Here is a 24,870-nt window from a genome sequence, read left to right on the forward strand (position 1 = left end):
AACTTAAAACGAAGGAGAGGTTCAGGATACCCGGCAATATTAGGGTCAGGACCTATTAATCTGGTGAAAATGGTGTGAGGCCATCCATTCGGATACGAGGAGAAAAGGCGAAGGAAATGTGGTTCATTTTCGAGCTTTTTCGACAAAGTAGCCGGGTGGATGGACCACATCCTCTGGACACCGAAATGACTGGCGATCTGCTGCGTCGAACCGCTTGACCGGGGAAACCACCCCGTTCTTCGCGTCTCTCCTAGCAGCCCTTGTCATTTCAGGTGCCATTTCCATCAAATTAATAGGTCCTGACCCTAGGGTGTTGCTATCGTCGTGCTTCTGAAAGCGCTGCGCCGAAAGCTGTCGCAAAGCTTTCGCGATCATCCGGGGAGAGGAAGTTTCCGATCACGACACTCGCTTCACGGCTTTCGATGCTCATACCGGTAATTCCGATATCCGGCTTTCGGGCAACCTTGAATCGCGTCCAGAATGGATTGAAACGATGCGCAGTCATCTTACCGGACGCTGCATATTTGCGAATATGCAGGGCAGAGCGGGACACGGAGATTTCCTCACGCGCGCGAGCAGACCGGTAATTCCAGCGAAAAGCCAGATAGATCAGCAGTACATCGAGACCGAAAAATCCGAAGATCGGCCATGCGCCGATGGACCAGAAAAGAATACCGACGAACATCCAGCAGCTGATCAGAGCGCTCATCAATATGGTGAAGCCCGTACGTCCCAGTGAACGATAGGGGGTGAGGAGAGCTTCGAAAATGGGTTCGTCGAACCGGTCAGGTTCTGCGCCGTCTGGGTGATGCATAGCATTCAGGCCGTCTGGCAGATTGTCCCGGCCTATACTGGCCTGCGGCAAGCTGCTGATTGTTTTGTCGATCAAGAAACTATTATAGAGACGGAATGGAAAAGGCCAAAATCAAATCGCCTGTGAACGTTTCTGCCGCCACCCGCCCTCAACGTCGGGTGCGTGGTACGCTTTATACGGCCGATGAAATCCATGAGATATTTCGCCGTTTCTCCATTCAGAGACCGGAGCCGAAGGGCGAGCTTGAGCATGTGAATGCTTTTACGCTTCTTGTTGCTGTGGTTTTGTCGGCGCAGGCCACCGATGCCGGGGTCAACAAGGCGACGCGCGGGCTCTTCGCAATTGCCGATACGCCGCAGAAAATGCTGGCGCTGGGCGAAGAGAAAGTCGGCGACCACATTCGCACCATTGGTCTTTGGCGGAACAAGGCAAAGAACGTCATTCTCCTGTCCGAAGCCTTAATCCGCGATCATGGCGGAGAAGTGCCGGGGGACCGGGACGAACTGGTAAAGCTGCCGGGTGTTGGCCGCAAGACTGCCAATGTGGTGCTGAATATGGCTTTCGGCCAGCCGACAATGGCGGTGGACACGCATATCCTGCGTATCGGCAATCGGATTGGTCTTGCGCCGGGAAAAACGCCAGAGGCCGTGGAAGCCATCCTCGTTCGGGTCATCCCCGCAGAATATATGCTTCATGCGCATCACTGGCTGATCTTGCATGGGCGTTACGTGTGCAAGGCGCGCAAGCCGGAATGCGAGAAATGTGTGATTGCCGATATCTGCAAATATCCGGCGAAAACCTGCGACATTCCTGCGCCGCTTATCCCCTTGCCACCGCAGGCGTGAGCCGGGCTTCGCGTTGCGAGACAGCCTTGTGCAGATGGACCATCATCGTTGCCGCGAAAAGCGGTGTCAGCAGATTGACGATGGGGATAGCCATGAAGCCTGCAATCAGCAGCCCGGCCAGAAAGACGGTTACGCTATAATGCGACCGTAGCGCCTTGGCCTCGGCTTCGGAATGATAACGCATAGCGGCAAACTCGAAGAATTCCCGCCCGAGCAGATAGGCATTGATGACGAAGAAGGCGATCAGATTGACGCCGGGTATGAACAGCATGAACAGGGCGACGATGTTGCCGAGGATGACGATACCGAGGAATTTCAGCGAAACAACGATAGAGCGGCCGGTCGGCAAAGGCGTACCGGGTGGATCGTTCGGATAGTCTTCGCGTTCGACCACTTCGGCGACGTCATCGAGAAAGAGACCTGCCACAAGTGCAGTGACAGGTGCGATCATCAATGCGAGAACAAGCGCCAGACCAAGGCCTGCGACAATGGCTGCAACAATGCCGAGCCAGCCTGCCCATTCCGGCATGCCGGGCAGTATCTGCTCCATCCACGGCCAGGCAAAAGTAAAAAAGATTTGACGAACTGCCGCCCAAAGACCGATCAGCAGCAACAGCGTCAAACCGAGGGTCTTCCAGAAAACTGCACGCAATTCTGGCGTGGTCAGGCGTTTCAGAGCTTTCAATGCAGCATCTAAGATCATTTTCGACCCAATTCCGACTGTGGACGAAGATGGAAATAGGTATGCCTTCATCTTGGCGCAAGCTGCACTACCCACAATGCGGGAGGCTTGCAGGGTAGCCAAAGGTGTTTCAAACCGCTAAACCGGCACCCACATGACTGCCGCATATCCGGCCCAACGCATGTCGCGGAAAAATGCATAGCGACTTTTCCGATGACGATCTGTTTTGCCGGATAGGAGACTAATTAAAAGGGGAGCTTCTCGCGCTCATGGCCACATTCGACGTTCTTTGCATCGGCAATGCCATTGTCGATATTCTTTCGCGCACTGATGACTCTTTTCTGGAAACGAATGGAATCGTCAAAGGCGCGATGAACCTGATCGATGCAGAGCGTGCTGAATTGCTCTATGGCCGGATTGCGGGTCCGGCAACAGAAATGTCGGGTGGCAGTGCCGGAAATACCGCAGCAGGTGTGGCAAGCCTTGGCGGACGCTCAGCCTATTTCGGCAAGGTTGCGACCGATCACCTGGGCCGTGTTTTCGCGCATGATATCCGCGCGCAAGGCGTTGCATTCGACACCCGTCCGCTGGAAAAGGGATCGCCGACTGCTCGCTCCATGATTTTCGTGACGCCGGATGGCGAACGCTCGATGAACACCTATCTCGGTGCCTGCGTGGAACTCGGACCGGAAGATGTCGAAACCTCCAAGGTGTCCGATGCGAAGGTGACCTATTTCGAAGGCTATCTGTGGGACCCGCCGCGCGCGAAGGAAGCCATCGTCATGGCATCGAAGATCGCGCACGAAAAGAAGCGCCAGATGGCGATGACGCTTTCCGATCCGTTCTGTGTCGACCGGTATCGCGAAGAGTTTCTGGAACTCATGCGCTCGCGCACTGTCGATATCGTTTTCGCCAATGAGGATGAGGCCAAGTCGCTCTATAAGACGAAGTCGCTTGAAACGGCGATTGCCTCCATGCGCATGGACTGCGCGCTTTCGATCATCACCCGCTCGGAAAAAGGTGCGGTCGTCGTCACACCTGACCAGACCTTGACCGTCCCAGCCATTGAAATCGACGCGCTGGTCGATACGACCGGCGCAGGCGATCTCTACGCAGCTGGTTTCCTTTACGGTTATACGAACGAGCGTTCACTGGAAGATTGCGCCCGTCTTGGTTCATTGGCGGCGGGGCTTATTATCCAGCAGATGGGGCCGCGTCCGCAGCTCAGCCTGCAGGCTGCTGCAGGTCAGGCTGGCCTTGTTTAAGATTTATTCCGGCCTGATGATCCGGTCGCGCTGAAGCTCTTCTTCAGTGCGTCCGGGGCGGCTTTTATAGACGGGCAATGTCCAGCCGAAATAAAGTGCGCCGCCGCGAATGAGAAACGCGATCAGAGCCGCTGCAATCGCACATATAGCTGGCTCGACCTGCAACCAGGCAAGCAGGACATAGAGACACGCACCGGCGAGCGAAGCCGTGACATAGATTTCGCGACGCATTAGCACGGAAGGCTCGCCCGCCACCATATCGCGCAATATGCCGCCCAGAGTGGCTGTTGAAATGCCGGTCACAATGGCGACGGATGGTCCGAAACCGAGCGCCAGTCCCTTGGCTGCACCTATTACGGTATAGGCGGCCATACCAATGGCATCGAGCCAGAGCAGGACGCGATAGCGCGATTCGACCATGTGTGCGGTGAAATAGACAAAGATAGCCGCCAGCGTACCCGCCAGCAGATAAGTCGGCTCGACAACCCAGAAAACCGGTGCGCCGAGGACGAGATCGCGGAACGTTCCGCCGCCAATACCGGTGATATTGGCAAGGAACAGAAAACCGATGATGTCGAGCTGGCGTCGCGATGCTGCAAGAGCGCCGGTCGCAGCGAAAACGAAAACGCCTGCGAAGTTCAAAAACTCAGGAATCGTCACGCTGCAGGTCTCCTCCACACTTCCAGTGACAATTTTTCACCGGTTCGCGCCAATAGCAATATGCACCTTAGAGCATAATCCGACCGGAGTGAAACGAGGATCGATAAGATTATGATTAAAATAGAATAGGTTAGACCGCTGATCCGATCCAGTCAGATCGAAATGCGCTTTATCGCAAACTGGACTGCAGATATGAAAAGAGCGGCAGACAAAGCCGCCGCTCCAATACTCATCCGTTATTGCTGATATAATCAGCCATTGCCTTCGGAAGCGCCATTGTCGGCAGTCGCCTTCGGGCCGCCTTTGGACACACCGACCATGGCCGGGCGCAGAACACGGTCGCCGATGGCGTAACCATCTTGCACGACCTGCACGACGGTGTTGTTCGGCAAATCCGGATTAGGCACTTCGAACATGGCCTGATGGAAGTTCGGATCGAACTTCTCGCCTTCCGGTTCAAGTTTCTTGACGCCGTGACGCTCCAGAGCCTGCAGCATGGCGCGTTCGGTCATTTCGACGCCGTCTGCGAGCGACTTCAGGCTGGCATCGGTCGCCAGAGCATCAGCAGGAATAGCGTCGAGCGCGCGACGGAGATTGTCAGAGACCGACAGCATGTCGCGAGCGAAGTTGGTCACGGCATAGGTGCGCGCATCTTGCACATCGCGCTGGGTGCGCTTGCGAAGGTTTTCCATCTCGGCTGCAGCACGCAGGAGCTGATCCTTCAGCTCGCTGTTGTCAGCTTCGAGCATCGCGATCCGGTTTGCGGTTTCATCTACCGCCGCCTCAGCTTCATCCTCGGCAACTTCCGCACGAGCTTCAGCCTTGCGCGCTTTCAGAAAATCGTCGGCAGCTCGGTTCAGCGCCTCACGATCCCGGGGATTGTTGATGTCGCGCTGCTCAAGATCGGGGTTCTGGGATTTGTTTTTTTCGTCAGCCATAATGCTACTTCCGTCTTGAATATCTTCTGGGGCGGATATCGAGTTTCATGCCAGTAAAATCAAGGTCTATTTTCAGGGACTTGGTTTGTCCCGGCAAATCTCACAGTTACCGCAGGAGCCGGGAAACGATCTGAGCGGTGTAGTCCACCATGGGAACGATCCGCGCATAGTTGAGCCGTGTGGGCCCAATGACTCCCAGAGCACCAATAACCCTTTGCTCGCTGTCGCGATAGGGGGCGACCACCAGCGATGAGCCGGAAAGGGAGAAAAGCTTGTTCTCCGAACCAATGAAGATGCGGACACCCGAACCGGCTTCCGCGAGATCGAGAAGCTGGACCATGCCGTCCTTGGTTTCGAGATCATCGAACAGATGGCGCAGGCGCTCGATGTCTTCCTGCGCATGGATATTTTCCAGAAGATTGGCGCGTCCGCGAACAATCAGCCGTGCCGGTTGATCCGTTCCGGCACCGCTCCAGACCGCCAGCCCTTGGGCAACAAGTTCCTGCGATAGCTGATCGAGTTCCTGCCGTGTTTCTTCCGTCAGCTTTTTCAATTCGGCTTTGGCTTCGGAAAGCGTGTGGCCATGGATGTGTGCGTTGAGAAAGTTCGATGCCTCGACCAGCTGCGAATTGCTGATGCCGACGGGCAGATTGACGACGCGGTTTTCGACATCGCCGTTCTGCATGACAAGAACAGCCAGTGCCCGTGTCGGTTCGAGGCGAACGAATTCGATGTGTTTCAGCGCACCTTCCGCCTTGGTGGCAAGCACGAGGCCCGCGCCGCGCGACAGACCTGAAAGAACCTGACTTGCTTCGGTCAGAACGCTTTCGACAGAATTGTTCATACCGGCGGAACGAACCTGCGCCTCAATGGAGGAGCGTTCCTCCGGCGGCAGATCGCCCACTTCGAGAAACGCGTCGACAAAGAAGCGTAGCCCGATCTGGGTCGGCAGGCGCCCGGCTGAGACATGCGGTGCGTAGATGAGACCCAGATGCTCGAGATCGCTCATCACATTGCGGATCGTGGCAGGTGAAAGCGTGTGTGGCAGCAGTCGTGAGAGATTGCGCGAGCCAAGCGGATCGCCATCGTTCAGATAGGTTTCCACAATCAGCCGGAAAATATCGCGCGAACGCTGGTCGAGCGAGCTCAAAAGCTGGTGTTCCGGCGTTTTCATCATAATATGGTCGCGAACCCTAGTGTGGCTTTGAATCCGAAATTCGTTCACAGCGCTGTTCCCAGGTGATGCGAATTTCGGATTCGCCACACTAGAAATAGCATACGCCAAATATAAGGTCGCAAGTCAAAGCGTCAAAGCCTTTAGGCTATAGTGACAGGCCTCTCAACATCTCTGACGGTTTTTCGGGCAGAATGGCTTTCTATTTGCGACCGGGAAGCCTAAAAAGCCGCACCGGAAAAATGAATCGAGGAATTTTCTATGCGTCCATCCAAGCGTGCGGCTGACGAAATGCGTGCCGTTTCTTTCGAACGCGGCATCTCCAAACATGCCGAAGGTTCCTGCCTCGTCAAGTTTGGCGATACGCATGTGTTGTGCACCGCAAGCCTTGAGGAAAAGGTGCCGGGCTGGATGCGCAATACGGGCAAGGGCTGGGTCACGGCGGAATACGGCATGCTGCCGCGTTCGACCGGCGACCGCATGCGCCGCGAAGCCGCTGCCGGTAAGCAGGGCGGACGCACGCAGGAAATCCAGCGTCTGATCGGACGCTCCTTGCGCGCCGTCGTGGACATGCAGGCGCTTGGCGAAGTACAGATCACGGTAGATTGCGATGTCATTCAGGCCGATGGCGGCACGCGGACGGCAGCCATCACCGGCGGCTGGGTAGCGCTTCATGAATGCCTGCGCTGGATGGAAGCACGCCAGATGGTGCGCGTCGAGAAGGTTCTGAAGGATCATATCGCGGCAATTTCTTGCGGCATCTATGAGGGCGAGCCGGTGCTTGATCTCGACTATGCCGAAGACTCTGTCGCCGAGACCGACAGCAATTTCGTTATGACCGGCAAGGGCGGAATTGTTGAAATTCAGGGAACGGCGGAAGGTGCACCTTTCTCGGAAGAAGAGTTTGCCAATCTGATGAAGCTCGCTCGCGGCGGCATTGATCGCCTTGTGTCCTTGCAGAAGATGGCTGTCGCCTGATAGGAACGAGGTCTGCTCCATATATCGAGGAGACCTCTTCCATGCGCGCAGCACGCATCCTTGAAACCGCGCTCTATGTCCGCGATGTCGCGGAGGCTATAGAGTTCTATCACGGCATTATGGGTCTGGAGCCGGTTGGGAAAGTCAGCGAGCGCAACGCATTTTTCCGGTGCGGCGACGGCATATTGCTTCTCTTCAAGGCCGAAGAGACATTGAAGCCGCCATTGCCAGAGCACTTGCCCGTGCCGTCCCATGGCACAAGCGGTCCCGGCCATGTATGTTTTGCTGCAAGCCGCGAGGAGATGGAACGCTGGCGCAACCATCTGGCAAAACATGGCATAGCAATCGAGGCCGAGTTCGACTGGCCGAATGGTGCGCATTCGATCTACTTCCGTGATCCATCCGGCAATTCATTGGAGATTGCCGAACCCAAACTGTGGAACTGAAAATGAGAAAACTGGAACAGGGCAAGCTGATCGTCGCTTCGCACAATGCGGGCAAGCTGAAGGAGTTCGACGGTCTGATCGGTCCGTTCGGCTTCGAAGTCAGTTCGGTTGCCGCTCTTGGCCTGCCTGAGCCGGACGAGACCGGCACCACGTTTGAGGAAAACGCCTATATCAAGGCTCTTGCTGCGGCTGAGGCCACCGGATTGCCTGCATTGTCCGACGATTCCGGCATGATGGTCGATGCGCTCGATGGCGATCCGGGAGTCTACACGGCAAACTGGGCCGAGACTGAAGACGGCACACGCGATTTCGACATGGCGATGCAGAAGGTCGAGAACCTGCTGCAAGAAAAGGCTGCCGTTGCGCCACAGCAGCGCAAGGCGCGTTTCGTATCGGTCATCTGCCTTGCCTGGCCCGATGGGGAGGCTGAATATTTCCGTGGCGAAGTCGAGGGCGCGATTGTCTGGCCGCCACGTGGCACTACGGGTTTCGGTTTCGACCCGATTTTCCTGCCCGATGGCTATGAAAAGACTTTCGGCGAAATGACTGCCGATGAGAAGCACGGCTGGAAGCCAGGTGATGCTTCGGCCCTGTCGCACCGTGCCCGTGCTTTCAAGCTTTTCGCCGAAAAAGTGCTTAATGTGGAGCCAGCATCCGCAAAATGAACAAGCTGTTTCCCCCTTTGCAGGCAATAGATGCTGCTCGCGCAAATGCCGCCGGGTCGATCCCAATCGCGCGTGCAAATGGGGAAAATGCGTTTGGCGTTTACCTGCATTGGCCATTCTGTCTGGCCAAATGCCCTTATTGTGACTTCAACAGCCATGTTCGTCACAAGCCGGTCGATCAGGCGCGTTTTTCGGAAGCATTTCTTCGCGAGATGGAAACCTTGCGTGAGCGCACCGGCCCACGCACGATCACCAGCATATTCCTGGGCGGCGGCACGCCGTCGCTGATGCAGCCGGAAACCGTGGGTGCACTTCTCGATGGGATCGCGTCCCATTGGTCGGTAGCGCCCGATATTGAGGTGACGCTGGAGGCCAATCCGACCAGCGTGGAGGCAGACCGTTTTCGCGGCTATCGCGCGGCAGGCGTTAATCGCGTGTCGCTTGGCATTCAGGCACTCAACGATCCCGATTTGCGCCGTCTCGGACGCATGCATTCGGTCGAGGAAGCCAAGGCGGCCATTCGGTTGGCACGTGAGATTTTCCCGCGCCTGTCCTTCGATCTGATCTATGCACGCCCGAACCAGACAATCGAGGACTGGCGGGAGGAACTGAAAGAGGCCATCGGGCTTGCTGCCGATCATCTGTCGCTCTATCAGCTGACGATCGAGGAAGGCACACAGTTCTATAATCTCTGGAAGGCTGGCAAGCTGACGACGCCCGAGCCGGATCACGCCGCAGCGCTTTATGAGGAAACGCAAAGGGTCACGGCAGAGCACGGCCTTCCTGCCTATGAAATCTCCAACCATGCGGTGCCGGGGCGCGAGTCACAGCACAATCTCGTCTATTGGCGTTACGGGCAGTATGTCGGCATTGGTCCCGGCGCACATGGGCGTTTCGTGGAAAATGATATTCGTACCGTCACCATGACCGAAAAACATCCGGAAACCTGGCTGGATAAGGTCGAACGCAATGGCCACGGCATTATCGAAGAAGAATATCTCGATGGCGGACAGGAAGGCGACGAGTTCCTGATGATGGGCTTGCGTTTACGCGAAGGCATCGATCTTGCCCGCTATGAGCGACTTTCTGGCCATGCAGTTGATGAAAAGCGACTTGCGAAACTGATCGCGGAAGGCATGATCGAGCCGATGAGCGGCAGCATCATTCGCGCAACGCCAGATGGTGCGCTGGTGCTCGACGCGCTGGTTGCCGACTTGGCGGCATAAGGAACTTATAATGACGGACGAAGCAGGCGAGGGGCGACGGGAATATGTGGTTGGCGGCACGACAATGCGCGCCCGGCCACTGGAGCCTGCTCTTTATATCGTCTCGACCCCCATCGGAAATCTCGGCGATATGACGCTGCGCGGTATCGAAACGCTGGCGTCCGTCGATATTCTGGCTTGCGAAGATACGCGTGTAACCCGCGTTCTGCTCGACCGCTATGGTATAGCGCGCCGCCCCATCAGCTATCATGAGCACAATGCCGCCGAAGCCGGTGAAAAGCTGATAGCGGCGCTCTCAGCGGGCAAAAGCGTTGCGCTGGTGTCCGATGCCGGAACGCCGCTCGTCTCCGATCCCGGTTTCCGTCTGGTGGGCGAAGCGCGCGAGGCGGGCATTCGTGTCGTACCTATTCCGGGTGCTTCCGCCGTTCTGGCCGCACTTGCCGCTTCGGGCCTGCCGACCGACGCCTTCATGTTCTGCGGCTTCCTGCCCTCCAAGCATGGGCAAAAACAGTCGAAGCTTGAAAGCCTCAAGGGCATCGACGCAACGCTGGTGTTCTATGAATCGCCAAACCGGACAGCGGCAACGCTGGCGGAAATGGCCGAAGTGTTCGGGCCGGATCGTATGGGCGCGCTCTGTCGTGAACTGACCAAGGCCTACGAGACCATTCGCACTGCGCCGCTGGGCGAGCTTGCAGCCGAGTTTGACGGCGAAGATCGCATTCGCGGTGAAGTCGTTCTGCTAGTGGGGCCGCCAACGGGCAACGCCGTTCCGCAAAGCGAGGAAGACATCGACAAGATGCTGCTGTCGCTTGCCGCCGAACTGCCGCCATCCAAGGCCGCAGGCGAGGCAGCCCGCATGACCGGCGGACAGAAATCGGTTCTCTATCAGCGTCTCATGCAATTGAAATCGGATCAGCGATGACAGACCTCCGCGAGAAAAAGCGAACTGCTTTCTTTCGCGGACACAGCGCCGAACGTTTTGCTTCAGTGCTTCTTCTTCTGAAAGGTTTTCGGATCGTCGCCCGGCGCTATCGGACAAGGCTCGGCGAAATCGATCTGATCGCCCGGCGTGGCAATCTGATTTTGATTGTTGAGGTCAAGGCGCGGAGCAGTCTGGAAGCAGCACACCTCGCTGTCACGCCGCAGGCCATGCGCCGCATCGAAGCCGCAGCCGATCTCTGGCTGCAACGCCAGCCCGACCATGCCCGCCTGTCGCTGCGTTTCGATCTGATTGCCGTGCTGCCGCGACGGTGGCCCAAACATATTCCGGCATTCTTCACGAGCGGCAACTACTGATAAGTCTATGTAAATCCTATAAAAATTGTGGGGTATATTTCCGGCATTACGGGAAATTAAAATCCCGTATTCCTCTGTTTTGAGGAAAAGTGATGCTCGCCGTCATTTTCACGCGCAAGCCCATTTCTTATAAAATCACGTCGCTCAACGGATAATGGCGCCAACTTTTACAAGACGCATTTCCGCACGCGAAACTAGTATCCACTTTCGCTGGAAATGCTCCCAAGGATGGCGCCGTGTCTCTATCGCAAAAGCGTTTACTGGCTGATTTTCCTGCCTTCTTCCGGGTATCGGAAGAGGTGGTTGTCGTCGTTGGCGGCGGCGAGGAAGCTTTGAACAAGGCGCGCCTTGTGGCGCAGACTTCGGCGCGACTTCGCATCGTTGCCGAAGAAACAGAACATCATCTGGCCGAGTTCATCGCAGGCCACGGCGCGGAGCATGTGGCTGCACCTTTCGCGCCTGAGCATCTCGATGGCGCAAAGCTGGTTTTTGTCGCAACCGGCGATGAAGCGCAGGATCGCGCCATTGCTGCCGTGGTCAAGGCCGAGAAGGTTCCGGTCAATGTCGTTGACCGTCCAGCACTTTGCGATTTCCTGACGCCCGCCATCGTCAACCGTGCGCCGGTCACCATTGCTATCGGTTCGGAAGGCACGGCCCCGGTTCTGGCGCAGATGGTGCGCGCGCGGATTGATGCCGCGTTCTCGCCGCGTCTGGGCGAGCTTGCGCATTTTGCCGAAAGCTGGCGTCCGCTGGTCGAGCGCGCCTTGCCCAAGGGGCTGGCACGCCGCAGCTTCTGGCGCGGGTTCTTTTCGGGCCGTGTCGCCCATGCCATCGAGAATGGCGACCGGGAGGAAGCGCAGAAAGCCGCGAACGACCTGATCAAGCAGCGCGACAATGTCGCCGGTTATGTCTGGCTGGTCGGTGCCGGTCCGGGTGCCGAAGACCTGCTGACCCTGCGCGCCCATCGCGCCTTGATGGAAGCCGAAGTGATTGTGCATGATGCGCTGGTGCCGGAAGGTGTCATCGCCATGGGTCGCCGCGATGCGGAGCGTCTTGCCGTCGGCAAGCGCAAAGGCTGCCATTCCAAAAGTCAGGAAGAGATCAACCGCCTGCTGGTTGCGCTGGGCCGCGAAGGCAAGCGCGTTGTGCGGCTGAAATCGGGCGATCCGCTGGTGTTCGGACGTGCAGGTGAAGAAATGGCCGCACTGCGTGCCGCCGGTATCGGATTCGAAATCGTTCCCGGCATCACTTCTGCCTTTGCCGCCGCAGCCGACATGGAACTGCCGCTGACGCTGCGCGGTGTCGCCTCGTCGCTGGTGTTCACTACCGGTCATGACATGACCGGCGACGTGCTGCCGGGCTGGGCGAAGCTCGCCGTCTCCGGCGCAACCATTGCCGTCTATATGGGCTCGACCGTCGCGGCATCGGTTGCCGCGCGGCTGATGGGTGCGGGCCTGCACGAAGATACCGCCGTGGCGGTGGTGGAAAATGCGAGCCGGCAGGACAAGCGCCTGTTCCACGGTACGCTGAAGGATTTGCCGGATCTGGAAAGCCGCAAGGAGCTTTCCGGTCCGGTCATGGTGATCATTGGCGATGCGGTCGCCGGTGCCGCAATCGACAAAGCCGAAGCGCTGGCCCTCAAGCCGGTATCCGTCGCAGCCTAAACCTGCGGGATGCGCGGTTAACAAAAGTTTGGAGTTTGGAAATGGTTGTAAAAGTTCTCACTGCAAACCGGCTGATCGACGGACAGGCTGTTTGGCTCGGTGCTGACGGGTCGTGGCAGGAGACCATCGACGGCGCGCTGATCGCCCGCCATGCCGAAGCTGTCACGGCGCTTGAAGATGCGGGCAAGCTTGCAGCGAAGGCCAATCTGGTTGTCGATGTGAATGTGATCGATGTCGAGGAGCGCGAGGAGGGGCTTTACCCGATCCGCCTACGCGAACGCATCCGCCTTTCCGGCCCGACCATCGTGACCTTTGGCGATTTGCCCCTCGAAAAGCCTGAATTGAAGCGCGCCTCCTGATTGTGGATTTGGACCTAGCCTATGTATCGTTACGATGAATTCGACCGCGATTTTGTTGCGGCCCGCGTTGCCCAGTTCAAGGATCAGGTCGAGCGCCGTCTGGCCGGAGAGCTGACGGAAGACCAGTTCAAACCGCTGCGTCTGATGAACGGTCTCTATCTGCAACTGCACGCCTATATGCTGCGTGTGGCAATTCCCTATGGCACGCTGTCGAGCCGCCAGCTACGCAAGCTCGGTCACATTGCCCGCGTCTATGACCGCGGCTTTGGCCATTTCACCACGCGCCAGAATATCCAGTATAACTGGCCTGCGCTGAAGGATGTGCCGCGTATTCTGGAAGAGCTGGCGGAAGTCGAGATGCACGCCATCCAGACCTCCGGTAATTGCATTCGTAACGTGACTGCCGATCATTTCGCAGGCGCTGCCGCCGACGAAGTGGCCGATCCGCGTCCGTTTGCCGAAATTTTGCGCCAGTGGTCGTCGCTGCATCCGGAATTTTCCTATCTGCCGCGCAAGTTCAAGATTGCCATCGTCGGCTCGGACCATGACCGCGCCGCCATTCAGGTGCATGACATCGGCCTGCAGCTGAAGAAGAACGAGGCGGGCGATCTGGGGCTGGCTGTCTATATTGGCGGCGGTCAGGGCCGCACGCCGATGGTGGCGAAGAAGATTCGCGACTTCCTGCCCATCGAGGACATGCTGACCTATGTGACGGCCATCGTGCGCGTTTACAATCTGCATGGCCGTCGCGACAACAAATACAAGGCGCGCATCAAGATTCTCGTCCATGAAACGGGCGTCGAAGAGCTGACCCGCGAGATCGATGCCGAGTGGGACGAAATCCGCAATGGCGAATTGAAGCTGCCGCAGCGCGATATTGACGCCATCGAAAGTTATTTCCGCATGCCGAACCTGCCGCAACGGCCGGAAGGCTGGGAAGTGCTGGCCGTCACACAGAAGGCCGATGCGGAATTTGCAAGCTGGGTGGCGCGCAATGTCACGCCGCACAAGAACCCGGATTATGCCGTCATCACCATTTCGCTCAAGCCCATTGGTGGCATTCCGGGCGATGCGAGCGCCGAGCAGATGGAACTGGTGGCGGATATTGCCGAGACCTATTCCTTTGATGAAATCCGCGTCAGCCACGAGCAGAATCTGGTTCTGCCGCATGTGGCCAAGGCCGATCTCGCAGCCATCTACGATCTGCTGCAATCGGACGGTCTGGTGACGCCGAATGCCGGTCTCATCACCGATATCATCGCCTGCCCCGGTCTCGATTATTGCGCCCTTGCCAATGCACGCTCCATTCCGGTGGCGCAGCGCATTTCGGAGCGCTTCGGCGACCAGCAGCGCCAGCTTGAGATCGGCGATCTCAAGATCAAGATTTCCGGCTGTATCAATGCCTGCGGCCATCACCATGTCGGCCATATCGGCATTCTGGGCGTCGAGAAGAAGGGCGAAGAGCTTTATCAGATCACGCTTGGCGGTTCGGCGGACGAGCATTCGACCATCGGTGACATCACCGGTCGCGGCTTCTCGTCGGAAGAAGTGGTGGATGCCATCGAAACGGTCGTGGATACCTATCTGGGCTTGCGGGAAAGCCCGGAAGAAACCTTCCTTGCCGCCTATCGCCGCGTCGGCATGGAGCCGTTCAAACAAGCGCTTTATGGAGAAATAAGCCGTGCAGCTTGATGCGGAAGAAAGTGCTGCCGCCGAAGCCCGCCTTTTGGAGGCAAGCCACGGCGCGTCTTCCCCGCAGGATGTGATCGCGCTCATCACGCGTGAACTCTATGAGGGGCAGATCGCGGTCGTGTCTTCCTTTGGCGCGGAATCGGCTGTGCTTTTGCATATGATCTCGGAAATCGATCCGGCGACGCCGGTTCTGTTTCTCGATACGGGCAAGCATTTTCGGGCGACACTTGATTATCGTCATGATCTGGTGGACCGGCTGGGATTGACCGATGTGCAGGATATTCTGCCGCTGGAAGACAGTGTCAGGACGGAAGACCCGTTTGGCGCTTTGTCGATGACCGACAAGGATCGCTGCTGCTTCATCCGCAAGGTGGAGCCGATGGCGCGCGCCGTGGCCCCTTATCGGGCCTGGATGACGGGCCGCAAGCAGTTTCAGGCATCGACGCGCGAAAGCTTGGCCGTATTCGAATCGGTCGGTTCGCGCATTCGTATCAATCCGCTGGCGCGTTTGCAGGCAGCCGATCTCAAGGCCTATGCCGAAAAACACGACCTGCCGCCGCATCCGCTGATCGCGCAGGGCTATCGTTCCATCGGCTGCATGCCCTGCACACGGCCCGTGAGCGAGGGCGAGGATCAGCGAGCCGGACGCTGGGCCGGATCGGAAAAGACAGAATGCGGCATCCATCTGTCGGGTCTGTCCGATAGTTTGAAGAATTTGGGAGCAGGTGACCGGAAATGAGCGATATCAACGAAACCAAACTCTGGTCTGCCGAGGGCTTTCGCGAGGACGACTATGTCTTTGCCGACGATCTTGAAGCGGCGGGCGATGCCCCGGCAATCATCATTCCGCTGGCCGTCTGGCTCGGACTGGATGAGGAGCGCCGCCGCGCCTCCAATCGCCGGATCGGCGTCTCGGTTGCGCCGGGCGAAGCCATTGAACCGCTTCTGGATGATCTGGGCAGCGTGCCGCTGATCGCCTTGCAGTTTCCGGCCTTTAATGACGGGCGTTCCTATTCCAAGGCGGAGATTTTGCGCCGCGAAGGCTTTGCGGGTGAGTTGCGCGCCGTCGGCGACGTGCTGATCGATCAGGCCGCCCTGATGCTGCGGACCGGTTTCGACAGCCTTCAGGTGACCAACAAGGTGGCGCAGGGCCGTCTTGGCGAAAATCGTCTGGTCGATACGCCCGGCTATTACCAGCCGGGACGCGGTTCGGCGCCGGAAGAGGGCGGGTTTGCCTGGCGTCGGGTCAAGGCAAGTTAGGCACATCACTCAAATTTGCCATTTTTCTGCGGGCCTTGATGCGCTAGACACGCCTCACCAACTTCAGGGAGTCGCGGTGTGATCCGGCATATTGTTTTCTTCAGCGTCAAAGAAGGTCAGGATATAGAGACTGTCAAAAAGGGGCTGGAGCAACTCGGCACCATTCCTCATGCTGACCTTTTTGAAGTTCTGCCAAATTCCAGGGTCGATCCGATGTGCGACCGCATTGATCTCGTGGTCTATGCCGAGTTCAAAGATGAGGAAGCGCTTTTCGCTTTCAAAAAGCATCCGACCTATGACGCGACGACGCAACTGGTGCGTCCGATGCGCGAATTGCGCTTTTCAGCCGATATTGTGACAGACAAGCGCTAAAGCATTTCCAGCAAAAGTGCGAAGCGGTTTTGCGTTCGGAAATGCGTAAAAATAACTACCAGTCGGCCTGTGGTCTTTCCTGTAACGGCAGGCCGCCGAAAAGATCAGGCTCGCTGGACGTTCTCGCTCGTTCGATATTGAGGAGCTTGAGTTTTGTTGCCGTTCCGCCTGCTGCGGAAAAGCCGCCGACCTTGCCATTGGCACCGAGCACCCGGTGACAGGGCACAATGATTGGAAACGGGTTCTTGCCCAGTGCATAACCGACAGCCTGCGAGAGACTTACGTCACCGATCCGTCGGGCAATCGCACCATAGGTCGTTGTCTCGCCCGGTTTCAGCTCAAGGATAATTTCATAGACCTGCCGGTTGAGATCGGGCTGGGCATCCAGCGCCAGCGGTGTACCTGAAAAATCGACATCGGCGCCTGCCAGAAGCGCGCGCACACCTTGGGTTGCATTGCTGACGAAGGAGGGCTCGTTGATATCTTCGGCACCGGGGAACCGCTCGCCGAGCCGATAGCGGGTTTCCTTCTCGTCAGCATCCCCGATCTCGACGCCCACAATCTTCTGTCCGCGCCATGCAATGCCGCACGGTCCGATCTCTGTTTCGAAAATGGTGACGCCTGACGATTCCATGGAAGTCATATTAACATGGTTTTGAACGGGACAAATGCCGGTTATCGGGCAACGATAGGAACGTTCACGTGAAAAGTCGTAACAATTGCGAAAAATGGCGCAGCGAAATGGTTGAAGAACGACACGAATAATGATTGTGTGATGGCGACCGGCCAATGCCCTTAAATGGCCAAACGGATTGACGAGAGTTTCCGGCACCTGTCACGGCGGGGGCGGAACCAAGGAATTTAAATGGACGATTACGAGCGATATGCCACAGGGTTGATGATCGTTTTTGGCGCGCTGATTATCGGCGGCCTCATGGCGGCCAACCTGTACCACGGCGACAAGCCGGGCTTTTTATTCGCGCTGGGCGCTGCGGTTGTCAGCTGGTTCGCGGCTTTCGCCGTCCTGTTTGACAAGCCACGCGTTTATGGCGTGATGATTGCGGTTGCGATCGGTCTGGTTGCGGCTTCAATCGGTGCTTATGTCACCTGATTTTTGTACCGTATGATTAACAAAAAAGCCCCGGTTTTCCGGGGCTTTTTCGTTTTAGAGATATGGCGAGTAGCACTGGCGCCGTGGCCCATAATTGGGCTGGAACGTATTATCGTAGGCTCGGTAGGAACGATAACGGTTGTAGCACCACCGCACATGCGGGTTGCCGCCGCGATAGACCGGTGCCGGACGGTAGCGATAAGCAGGCGGCGGTCCCCAGTAACGGCGATCATAGCGATAGTATGGGCGGTAACGCGGACGATCATGCCGCCAGTGTCGACGATGCTCCCGCCAATAGCGGCGGTCCCCACGATAATCGTAATACTGAACGTTCTGAACATCCGGTGCTGGAGCCTGGGCGGACGGTGTCGCCATCAAAGACGGCTGCGCCGCATTCGCAGTTCCGGCAGCAGCGGATAGTCCCATGCCGAGTGACAAACATGCGGCAAACAGAGAATAAGCAAACCTTTTCATCGGTCTCTCCTCACAGCGCATACCGAAAAATGTGAAACGGTTTTCGGATAAGATGCGCGTAAAAATAAACAACGAATATCGTCCCTGCCGTTATTTTAGGCCGGACATTGTGGCGGAGCAGTGGCCCTGCGAAGTCACGATTTCTTCGTTGCGGCAACAGATGGGTGATGCTCTGATTTGGGGTAGGAATTAGTCTCCCCGAATTGACATAAAGATATGTTTATGTCATTAAGCGACTTCCGTGATGTGCGTATAAAGGGCGATTCAGGTTTATGTGTCCGAACAGACCTGCTGCCTGGTAACAGATTGAATATAGGCGGTGTTTTATGGCCTCTTCCCTCGATGGTCTTTTTGGTGCAACGGCTGCGCAGCCGGATGGCTCAGAAGTGCTCGCAGCTCTCACCAAGGCAGCGCGTGAGCGCATCCTGATCCTCGACGGCGCGATGGGAACCCAGATTCAGGGACTTGGTTTTCATGAAGAGCATTTCCGCGGCGAGCGCTTCGGCGCCTGCGACTGCCAGCTTCAGGGCAATAACGACCTTCTGACCCTGACGCAGCCCAAGGCTATCGAGGAAATCCATTATGCCTACGCCATTGCGGGCGCGGATATTCTCGAAACCAATACGTTTTCGTCCACGACAATTGCCCAGGCCGATTATGGCATGGAAGAGCAGGTCTATGAATTGAACCGCGACGGTGCGCGTCTGGCCCGTCGCGCCGCCTTGCGCGCCGAGCAGAAGGACGGTCGCCGCCGTTTCGTTGCGGGCGCTCTTGGACCGACAAACCGCACCGCTTCCCTGTCGCCGGATGTGAATTATCCTGGCTACCGCGCTGTTACCTTCGACGATCTGCGCATCGCCTATGCCGAGCAGATCCGGGGGCTGATCGACGGCGGTTCCGACATCATCCTGATTGAAACCATCTTCGATACGCTCAACGCCAAGGCTGCCGTCTTCGCCTCGGAACAAGTGTTCGAGGAAAAGGGCATCTTCCTGCCGGTAATGATTTCCGGCACGATCACCGATCTTTCCGGCCGCACCCTGTCCGGCCAGACGCCAACGGCATTCTGGCATTCGTTGCGTCACGCCAAACCATTTACCATCGGCCTCAATTGCGCGCTCGGCGCCAACGCTATGCGTGCGCATCTCGACGAATTGTCCACCATTGCCGACACCTTCATCTGCGCCTATCCGAATGCCGGTCTGCCGAACGAGTTTGGCCAGTATGACGAAACGCCGGAAGCGATGGCCGCCCAGATCGAAGGCTTTGCCCGTGACGGCATGGTCAATGTGGTCGGCGGCTGCTGCGGATCGACGCCCGAACACATCCGCGCCATTGCCGAGGCTGTTGCGAAACACCCGCCGCGCAAGCCTGCCAAGGTCGCGCCGCTGATGCGCCTTTCGGGCCTTGAGCCCTTCACGCTGACCGAGGATATTCCTTTCGTCAATGTCGGCGAACGCACCAACGTGACCGGCTCGGCACGCTTCCGCAAGCTGATCAAGGCTGGCGATTTTGCTGCTGCGCTCGACGTCGCGCGCGATCAGGTGGTCAATGGCGCCCAGATCATCGACATCAACATGGATGAAGGCCTGATCGATTCCGAAAAGGCCATGGTCGAATTCCTCAATCTGATTGCTGCCGAGCCGGATATTGCTCGCGTGCCGATCATGATTGACAGCTCCAAATGGGAAGTCATCGAGGCTGGCCTGAAATGCGTTCAGGGCAAGGCGGTGGTCAACTCCATCTCGATGAAGGAAGGCGAGGAGGCCTTTATTCATCATGCGAAGCTCGTCCGCGCCTATGGTGCGGCAGTTGTCGTGATGGCTTTCGATGAAACCGGGCAGGCCGATACCGAGGCGCGCAAGATCGAAATCTGTACCCGGGCCTACAAGATCCTGACCGAACAGGTCGGTTTCGCACCGGAAGACATCATCTTCGACCCGAACATTTTTGCGGTGGCGACCGGTATCGACGAGCACAATAATTACGGCGTCGATTTCATTGAAGCGACACGCAAGATCATGGCGACCTTGCCGCATGTCCATGTCTCGGGTGGCGTGTCGAACCTTTCCTTCTCCTTCCGCGGTAATGAGCCGGTGCGCGAGGCGATGCATGCCGTGTTTCTCTACCACGCCATTCAGGCGGGTATGGATATGGGCATCGTCAATGCCGGTCAGCTGGCGGTTTACGATGCCATCGATCCGGAACTGCGCGAGGCCTGCGAGGATGTGGTGTTGAACCGCCGCTCCGATGCGACCGAACGTTTGCTGGAAATCGCCGAACGTTTCCGCGACTCCGGCTCGAAAGAAGCCAAGGTGCAGGATCTGACCTGGCGCGAATGGCCGGTGGCAAAGCGCCTCGAACATGCGCTGGTCAACGGCATTACCGAATATATCGAAGCCGATACGGAAGAGGCGCGCCAGTCTGCCGAACGTCCGTTGCACGTCATCGAAGGCCCGCTGATGGCCGGTATGAACGTGGTTGGCGACCTGTTCGGTGCCGGCAAGATGTTCCTGCCACAGGTGGTCAAGTCGGCCCGTGTGATGAAGCAGGCCGTGGCCGTTCTCCTGCCATATATGGAAGAAGAAAAGCGCCTCAATGCTGAAAAAGGCATTGGCGGTGGTGAACGTCAGAGCGCCGGCAAGGTGCTGATGGCGACCGTGAAGGGCGACGTGCATGATATTGGCAAGAATATCGTTGGCGTTGTGCTGGCCTGCAACAATTACGAGATCATCGATCTCGGCGTCATGGTGCCATCGCAGAAGATTTTGCAGGTGGCGCGCGACGAAAAGGTGGATATCATTGGCCTTTCCGGCCTCATCACGCCTTCGCTGGATGAGATGGCGCATGTGGCAGCAGAAATGGAGCGCGAAGGTTTCGATATTCCGCTTCTGATCGGCGGCGCGACCACGAGCCGTGTCCATACGGCGGTGAAGATTCATCCGCGCTATGAACGCGGACAGGCAGTCTACGTCATCGATGCAAGCCGTGCCGTCGGTGTGGTTTCGAGCCTGCTGTCACCGGAAGGCAAGCAGGCCTATGTTGACGGTCTGCGCGGGGAATATGCCAAGGTGGCAGCCGCTCACGCGCGCAATGAAGCGGAAAAGCAGCGCCTGCCGATCGCTCGTGCCCGCGCCAATGCGCATAAGCTCGACTGGGATAATTTTGTTCCGGCAAAGCCGACATTCACCGGCACGAAGACCTTCGACGATTACGATCTGGCCGAAATCGCCCGCTATATCGACTGGACGCCGTTCTTCCAGACCTGGGAGTTGAAGGGCCGCTATCCGGCAATTCTTGAAGACGAGAAGCAGGGCGAAGCCGCCCGGCAACTCTGGGACGACGCTCAGGCGATGTTGAAAAAGATCATCGACGAAAAGTGGTTCACGCCGAAAGCTGTCGTCGGTTTCTGGCCCGCCAATGCGGTCGGCGACGATATTCGTCTTTTCACCGATGAAAGCCGGAACGAGGAACTTGCCACTTTCTTCACGCTGCGCCAGCAATTGAGCAAGCGCGATGGTCGTCCGAATGTGGCGATGTCCGACTTCGTCGCACCCGCCGAGAGCGGAAAGCAGGATTATGTCGGCGGCTTCGTCGTCACGGCAGGCATTGGCGAAGTGGCGATTGCCGAGCGTTTCGAGCGCGCCAATGACGACTATTCCGCTATTCTTGTGAAGGCGCTGGCCGACCGTTTTGCCGAAGCCTTTGCGGAACTGATGCATGAGCGCGTGCGCAAGGAATTCTGGGCCTATGCGGCGAATGAGACCTATTCGCCGGAAGAACTGATCGGTGAACCCTATCAGGGTATTCGTCCGGCTCCTGGCTATCCGGCACAGCCCGATCACACTGAAAAGACGACCCTTTTCCGCCTTCTGGACGCGACCGCGAATACGGGCGTGGAATTGACGGAAAGCTACGCCATGTGGCCGGGCTCGTCGGTTTCGGGTCTCTATATCGGCCATCCGGAAAGCTATTATTTCGGCGTGGCCAAAGTCGAACGGGATCAGGTCGAGGATTACGCGAGCCGCAAGGGAATGACGATAGAGGAAGTCGAGCGCTGGCTCGCACCGATCCTTAATTATACCCCAGGTGCAGCTCCCGAAGAGGCTGCGGCGTGACAAATGCCGCAACTCGATTAGCTTAATCTCATATACTCGTATTTCTGACAGATGTATTGGCCGCGTTTGACTGGTTTGTAGTTGCTTGTCGACTACAAACCAGCAGACGTAACTGCGTCGGCTCGGCATTCCATGTTCCAGAACCGTTGATTTATTTGGCGTTTTAGAGCTGGTCCTGCTTCATGTAATAATTAAGTATTTATTAAAGTAATTTATAATTTAGATCACTGTAATATTTAACCGGTGGAGATGTATGCATTTCTGATTAGTATATAGAGAAAAATACAGAGATGTGTTACTGATTTGTTGGCGTTTTATTTAAATGCTTCGAATTTCAATAATCATCAATAGTTATATTTTTCGTTGGGAAGTCTGCAATGAAATGGGAACAAATTTATGAATCCATGCAATCTGCTGACGATGCCGGACAGCTCCTTGAATATATAGGCACCTATGCCAGGCAGTGCGGATTTGCACATACGGCGTATGTCATGCGCGTTCCCTTGTTGAACGGCGTGGTCAAATGGCTCAGCTTTGGGTCGTTGCCGCAGGAATGGACCGATCACTATACAGCCCGAAAATATGCGGATGTTGACCCATTGGTTCGCAAGGCACTGAACAGCATAGAGCCATTGGTCTGGTCGTCGAAGCTCTTTGCGGAAGCACCACAGATATGGGCGGATGCACAGCGCTTCGGCCTCAAGGTTGGAATTTCCCAGCCGTGTTGGGCTGCTCAAGGCGTGTTCGGAATGCTGTCTTTCCTGAGAACTGGCCCGGCATTATCTTCCGGTGAGATTTCAATGTTGCGGCGCCAGATGCAGATCGCAGCCAATCTGCTGCATTTGTCCATGTACGAACATCTTGATGTTCCGACGATGAACTGCGTTTCTGAAGTGAACCTGACGATGCGCGAGCGGGAAATCCTGCGCTGGACGAGTGAGGGAAAGACTGCCGAGATCATCGGCACGATCCTCAATATTTCGACGCGCACGGTGAATTTCCATATCAGCAACGTGCTCACAAAGCTTGTTGCGGTGAATAAGGTTCAGGCCGTCGCCAAGGCCCGCACTTTCGGTCTTCTGTAAATATCTTCCAAGTCCCTCGGCGGTTTGATCCGAAGGGCATTTTTCAGCGGCTTTCCGGTTTGCGCTTTTTCTGAAACGGGCTACAAATTCATTATCTTTCCCGGAGGATCAATGAATGACTGCTCAGCCAAACTCTCTTGAAGCTCGCGATATCCGTTATCATCTCCATTCTTATACCGATGCTGTCCGCCTCGAAGCGGAAGGTCCGCTCGTCATCGAGCGTGGCGATGGCATTTACGTCGAAGATGTATCGGGCAAGCGCTATATCGAAGCGATGTCAGGACTGTGGAGTGTTGGCGTGGGCTTTTCCGAACCGCGTCTGGCCGAAGCAGCTGCACGACAGATGAAGAAGCTGCCTTTCTACCATACATTCTCCTACCGTTCGCATGGTCCTGTCATTGATCTGGCTGAAAAGCTTGTCTCAATGGCACCTGTTCCGATGAGCAAGGCCTACTTCACCAATTCAGGTTCCGAAGCCAACGATACGGTCGTCAAGCTGATCTGGTATCGCTCCAATGCGCTGGGTGAACCGGAGCGCAAGAAAATCATCTCACGCAAGCGCGGCTATCACGGTGTGACGATTGCCTCTGCCAGCTTGACCGGCTTGCCCAACAATCACCGTTCTTTCGATCTGCCGATCGATCGTATCCTGCATACGGGCTGCCCGCATTATTATCGCGAAGGACAGGCTGGCGAGACTGAAGAGCAGTTTGCAACGCGGCTCGCGGATGAGCTGGAACAGTTGATCATCGCTGAAGGGCCACACACCATTGCCGCTTTTATCGGAGAGCCGGTCATGGGTGCCGGTGGCGTGGTGGTGCCGCCCAAAACCTATTGGGAAAAAGTGCAGGCTGTTCTCAAGCGCTACGATATTCTGCTGATCGCTGACGAAGTTATTTGCGGCTTCGGACGGACAGGCAATCTGTTCGGCAGCCAGACTTTCGATATGAAACCGGACATTCTGGTGATGTCGAAGCAGCTTTCGTCATCCTATCTGCCGATTTCGGCCTTCCTCATCAACGAGCGTGTGTACGCGCCAATTGCCGAAGAAAGCCACAAGATCGGCACGCTTGGCACGGGCTTCACGGCATCCGGTCATCCGGTGGCGGCAGCGGTAGCGCTGGAAAACCTCGCCATTATTGAAGAGCGTGATCTGGTCGCCAATGCGCGCGACCGCGGCACCTATATGCAGAAGCGCCTGCGTGAGTTGCAGGATCATCCTCTGGTCGGCGAAGTGCGTGGCGTTGGTCTCATAGCCGGTGTCGAGCTTGTCACCGACAAGCAGGCCAAGACGGGCCTTGAACCAACCGGCGCTCTGGGCGCAAAGGCAAACGCCGTTCTTCAGGAGCGCGGCGTCATTTCCCGCGCAATGGGCGATACGCTTGCCTTCTGTCCGCCGCTCATCATCAACGATCAGCAGGTTGATACGATGGTGTCCGCGCTCGAGGCGACGCTGAACGATGTTCAGGCAAGCCTCACCAGGTAATAATTTGCTCTGGAGTTGTCCGAATAACGGGCAGCTCCAGAGCAAAACCCCGTTAAATATCACAAAAATTGTATGATTTTCCGTGGCTTGGCCAAAAAGCGGCTTTTCCCGGCGCGCGCAAGTTTGTTCCGGCCCCGCGTGCAAATACGGTAAGTTTTTCGCGCAAGCGAGTTGCAATACGCGATAGGTTTCTTTCACTTTTCCGCATCATTTCACGACAATGCGCGCACCGTGGCTTTTGCCACACCTGCGCCGGATGA

The 24,870-nt window shown here is 56.8% G+C and carries 25 protein-coding genes; 18 read left to right on the forward strand and 7 right to left on the reverse strand.

Annotation, left to right across the window (positions count from 1 at the left end; all coding sequences use genetic code 11):
* Nucleotides 1–316: 316 nt before the first annotated feature.
* Entirely contained in the window at nt 317–814 is a 498-nt protein-coding gene (locus tag ABDF71_RS02420; protein ID WP_151615033.1) for a DUF2244 domain-containing protein, read from the reverse strand.
* A 95-nt stretch (nt 815–909) separates the two neighbouring features.
* Between ABDF71_RS02420 and nth the strand changes: the two genes are divergently transcribed.
* Entirely contained in the window at nt 910–1,659 is a 750-nt protein-coding gene (nth, locus tag ABDF71_RS02425) for an endonuclease III (RefSeq protein WP_010658009.1), read from the forward strand.
* On the opposite strand, the gene ABDF71_RS02430 is transcribed toward nth, so the two are convergent.
* Nucleotides 1,634–2,362, reverse strand: coding sequence for a sulfate transporter family protein (locus tag ABDF71_RS02430; protein ID WP_010658010.1), 729 nt, complete (start codon nt 2,360–2,362; stop codon nt 1,634–1,636). The two genes, nth and ABDF71_RS02430, sit on opposite strands and share 26 nt — an antisense overlap.
* Before the next feature lie 248 nt (nt 2,363–2,610).
* Here ABDF71_RS02430 and ABDF71_RS02435 point away from each other — a divergent pair, with 248 nt between their 5' ends.
* On the forward strand, nt 2,611–3,606 hold the full coding sequence (locus ABDF71_RS02435) for an adenosine kinase (RefSeq protein WP_010658011.1): 996 nt from the start codon (nt 2,611–2,613) through the stop codon (nt 3,604–3,606).
* Between the two features lie 3 nt (nt 3,607–3,609).
* On the opposite strand, the gene ABDF71_RS02440 is transcribed toward ABDF71_RS02435, so the two are convergent.
* The 3 genes from ABDF71_RS02440 to hrcA form a co-directional block, all read right to left on the reverse strand.
* Nucleotides 3,610–4,266 carry a trimeric intracellular cation channel family protein gene (locus ABDF71_RS02440; RefSeq protein ID WP_151614927.1) on the reverse strand — a complete coding sequence of 219 codons (657 nt, stop codon included), beginning with the start codon at nt 4,264–4,266 and terminating at the stop codon, nt 3,610–3,612.
* A 251-nt stretch (nt 4,267–4,517) separates the two neighbouring features.
* Entirely contained in the window at nt 4,518–5,204 is a 687-nt protein-coding gene (grpE, locus tag ABDF71_RS02445) for a nucleotide exchange factor GrpE (protein ID WP_151614928.1), read from the reverse strand.
* Nucleotides 5,205–5,310: 106 nt separating this feature from the next.
* Nucleotides 5,311–6,381 (reverse strand): heat-inducible transcriptional repressor HrcA, encoded by a 1,071-nt coding sequence (hrcA, locus tag ABDF71_RS02450; protein ID WP_010658014.1) that lies wholly within the window; start codon nt 6,379–6,381, stop codon nt 5,311–5,313.
* Between the two features lie 258 nt (nt 6,382–6,639).
* On the opposite strand from hrcA, the gene rph reads away from it, so the two are divergent.
* The 12 genes from rph (at nt 6,640) to ABDF71_RS02510 (ending at nt 16,336) form a co-directional block, all read left to right on the forward strand.
* Complete coding sequence (gene rph / locus ABDF71_RS02455) at nt 6,640–7,356, forward strand: ribonuclease PH (protein WP_010658015.1); 717 nt, start codon at nt 6,640–6,642, stop codon at nt 7,354–7,356.
* A gap of 41 nt (nt 7,357–7,397) precedes the next feature.
* Nucleotides 7,398–7,802, forward strand: coding sequence for a VOC family protein (locus ABDF71_RS02460; RefSeq protein ID WP_010658016.1), 405 nt, complete (start codon nt 7,398–7,400; stop codon nt 7,800–7,802).
* Between the two features lie 2 nt (nt 7,803–7,804).
* The gene (rdgB, locus tag ABDF71_RS02465) at nt 7,805–8,467 is read left to right on the forward strand and encodes an RdgB/HAM1 family non-canonical purine NTP pyrophosphatase (protein ID WP_010658017.1); all 663 of its coding nucleotides are present in this window, start codon (nt 7,805–7,807) and stop codon (nt 8,465–8,467) included.
* Entirely contained in the window at nt 8,464–9,693 is a 1,230-nt protein-coding gene (gene hemW / locus ABDF71_RS02470; protein WP_151614929.1) for a radical SAM family heme chaperone HemW, read from the forward strand. Before rdgB ends, hemW begins: the two co-directional genes overlap by 4 nt.
* Nucleotides 9,694–9,703: 10 nt before the next feature.
* Nucleotides 9,704–10,615, forward strand: a complete 912-nt coding sequence (gene rsmI / locus ABDF71_RS02475) for a 16S rRNA (cytidine(1402)-2'-O)-methyltransferase (RefSeq protein ID WP_040129000.1) — start codon at nt 9,704–9,706, stop codon at nt 10,613–10,615.
* Nucleotides 10,612–10,989: a YraN family protein gene (locus tag ABDF71_RS02480; protein ID WP_010658020.1), complete on the forward strand. Its 378-nt coding sequence runs from the start codon at nt 10,612–10,614 to the stop codon at nt 10,987–10,989. The genes rsmI and ABDF71_RS02480 overlap by 4 nt, the downstream gene beginning before the upstream one ends.
* 236 nt (nt 10,990–11,225) lie before the next feature.
* Nucleotides 11,226–12,653, forward strand: coding sequence for a siroheme synthase CysG (cysG, locus tag ABDF71_RS02485; RefSeq protein WP_500060965.1), 1,428 nt, complete (start codon nt 11,226–11,228; stop codon nt 12,651–12,653).
* A 41-nt stretch (nt 12,654–12,694) separates the two neighbouring features.
* Nucleotides 12,695–13,012 (forward strand): DUF2849 domain-containing protein, encoded by a 318-nt coding sequence (locus tag ABDF71_RS02490; RefSeq protein WP_010658022.1) that lies wholly within the window; start codon nt 12,695–12,697, stop codon nt 13,010–13,012.
* 21 nt (nt 13,013–13,033) lie between these two features.
* Complete coding sequence (locus ABDF71_RS02495) at nt 13,034–14,704, forward strand: nitrite/sulfite reductase (protein ID WP_151614930.1); 1,671 nt, start codon at nt 13,034–13,036, stop codon at nt 14,702–14,704.
* Nucleotides 14,694–15,443 carry a phosphoadenylyl-sulfate reductase gene (locus ABDF71_RS02500; protein WP_151614931.1) on the forward strand — a complete coding sequence of 250 codons (750 nt, stop codon included), beginning with the start codon at nt 14,694–14,696 and terminating at the stop codon, nt 15,441–15,443. Before ABDF71_RS02495 ends, ABDF71_RS02500 begins: the two co-directional genes overlap by 11 nt.
* Nucleotides 15,440–15,964: a DUF934 domain-containing protein gene (locus ABDF71_RS02505; protein WP_151614932.1), complete on the forward strand. Its 525-nt coding sequence runs from the start codon at nt 15,440–15,442 to the stop codon at nt 15,962–15,964. The genes ABDF71_RS02500 and ABDF71_RS02505 overlap by 4 nt, the downstream gene beginning before the upstream one ends.
* A gap of 78 nt (nt 15,965–16,042) precedes the next feature.
* Entirely contained in the window at nt 16,043–16,336 is a 294-nt protein-coding gene (locus ABDF71_RS02510; RefSeq protein WP_151614933.1) for a Dabb family protein, read from the forward strand.
* Between the two features lie 55 nt (nt 16,337–16,391).
* Here the strand turns inward: ABDF71_RS02510 and ABDF71_RS02515 are convergent, their stop codons facing one another.
* Nucleotides 16,392–16,970, reverse strand: a complete 579-nt coding sequence (locus tag ABDF71_RS02515) for a methylated-DNA--[protein]-cysteine S-methyltransferase (protein ID WP_151615034.1) — start codon at nt 16,968–16,970, stop codon at nt 16,392–16,394.
* A 231-nt stretch (nt 16,971–17,201) separates the two neighbouring features.
* Between ABDF71_RS02515 and ABDF71_RS02520 the strand changes: the two genes are divergently transcribed.
* On the forward strand, nt 17,202–17,447 hold the full coding sequence (locus ABDF71_RS02520) for a hypothetical protein (protein ID WP_010658028.1): 246 nt from the start codon (nt 17,202–17,204) through the stop codon (nt 17,445–17,447).
* A 54-nt stretch (nt 17,448–17,501) separates the two neighbouring features.
* Here the strand turns inward: ABDF71_RS02520 and ABDF71_RS02525 are convergent, their stop codons facing one another.
* Nucleotides 17,502–17,921 carry a BA14K family protein gene (locus tag ABDF71_RS02525; protein ID WP_151614934.1) on the reverse strand — a complete coding sequence of 140 codons (420 nt, stop codon included), beginning with the start codon at nt 17,919–17,921 and terminating at the stop codon, nt 17,502–17,504.
* Nucleotides 17,922–18,247: 326 nt separating this feature from the next.
* Between ABDF71_RS02525 and metH the strand changes: the two genes are divergently transcribed.
* From metH to ABDF71_RS02540, 3 genes are all read left to right on the forward strand, one after another.
* Entirely contained in the window at nt 18,248–22,039 is a 3,792-nt protein-coding gene (gene metH / locus ABDF71_RS02530; protein ID WP_500060969.1) for a methionine synthase, read from the forward strand.
* A gap of 377 nt (nt 22,040–22,416) precedes the next feature.
* Entirely contained in the window at nt 22,417–23,124 is a 708-nt protein-coding gene (locus tag ABDF71_RS02535; protein WP_010658031.1) for a LuxR family transcriptional regulator, read from the forward strand.
* A 115-nt stretch (nt 23,125–23,239) separates the two neighbouring features.
* A complete protein-coding gene (locus ABDF71_RS02540) occupies nt 23,240–24,610 on the forward strand; it encodes an aspartate aminotransferase family protein (protein ID WP_029925894.1) in 1,371 nt (456 codons plus the stop codon).
* Nucleotides 24,611–24,870 lie beyond the last annotated feature (260 nt).

The sequence above is a fragment of the Ochrobactrum sp. WV_118_8 genome, assembly GCF_039631535.1.
Classification (GTDB): Bacteria; Pseudomonadota; Alphaproteobacteria; order Rhizobiales; family Rhizobiaceae; genus Brucella; species Brucella anthropi.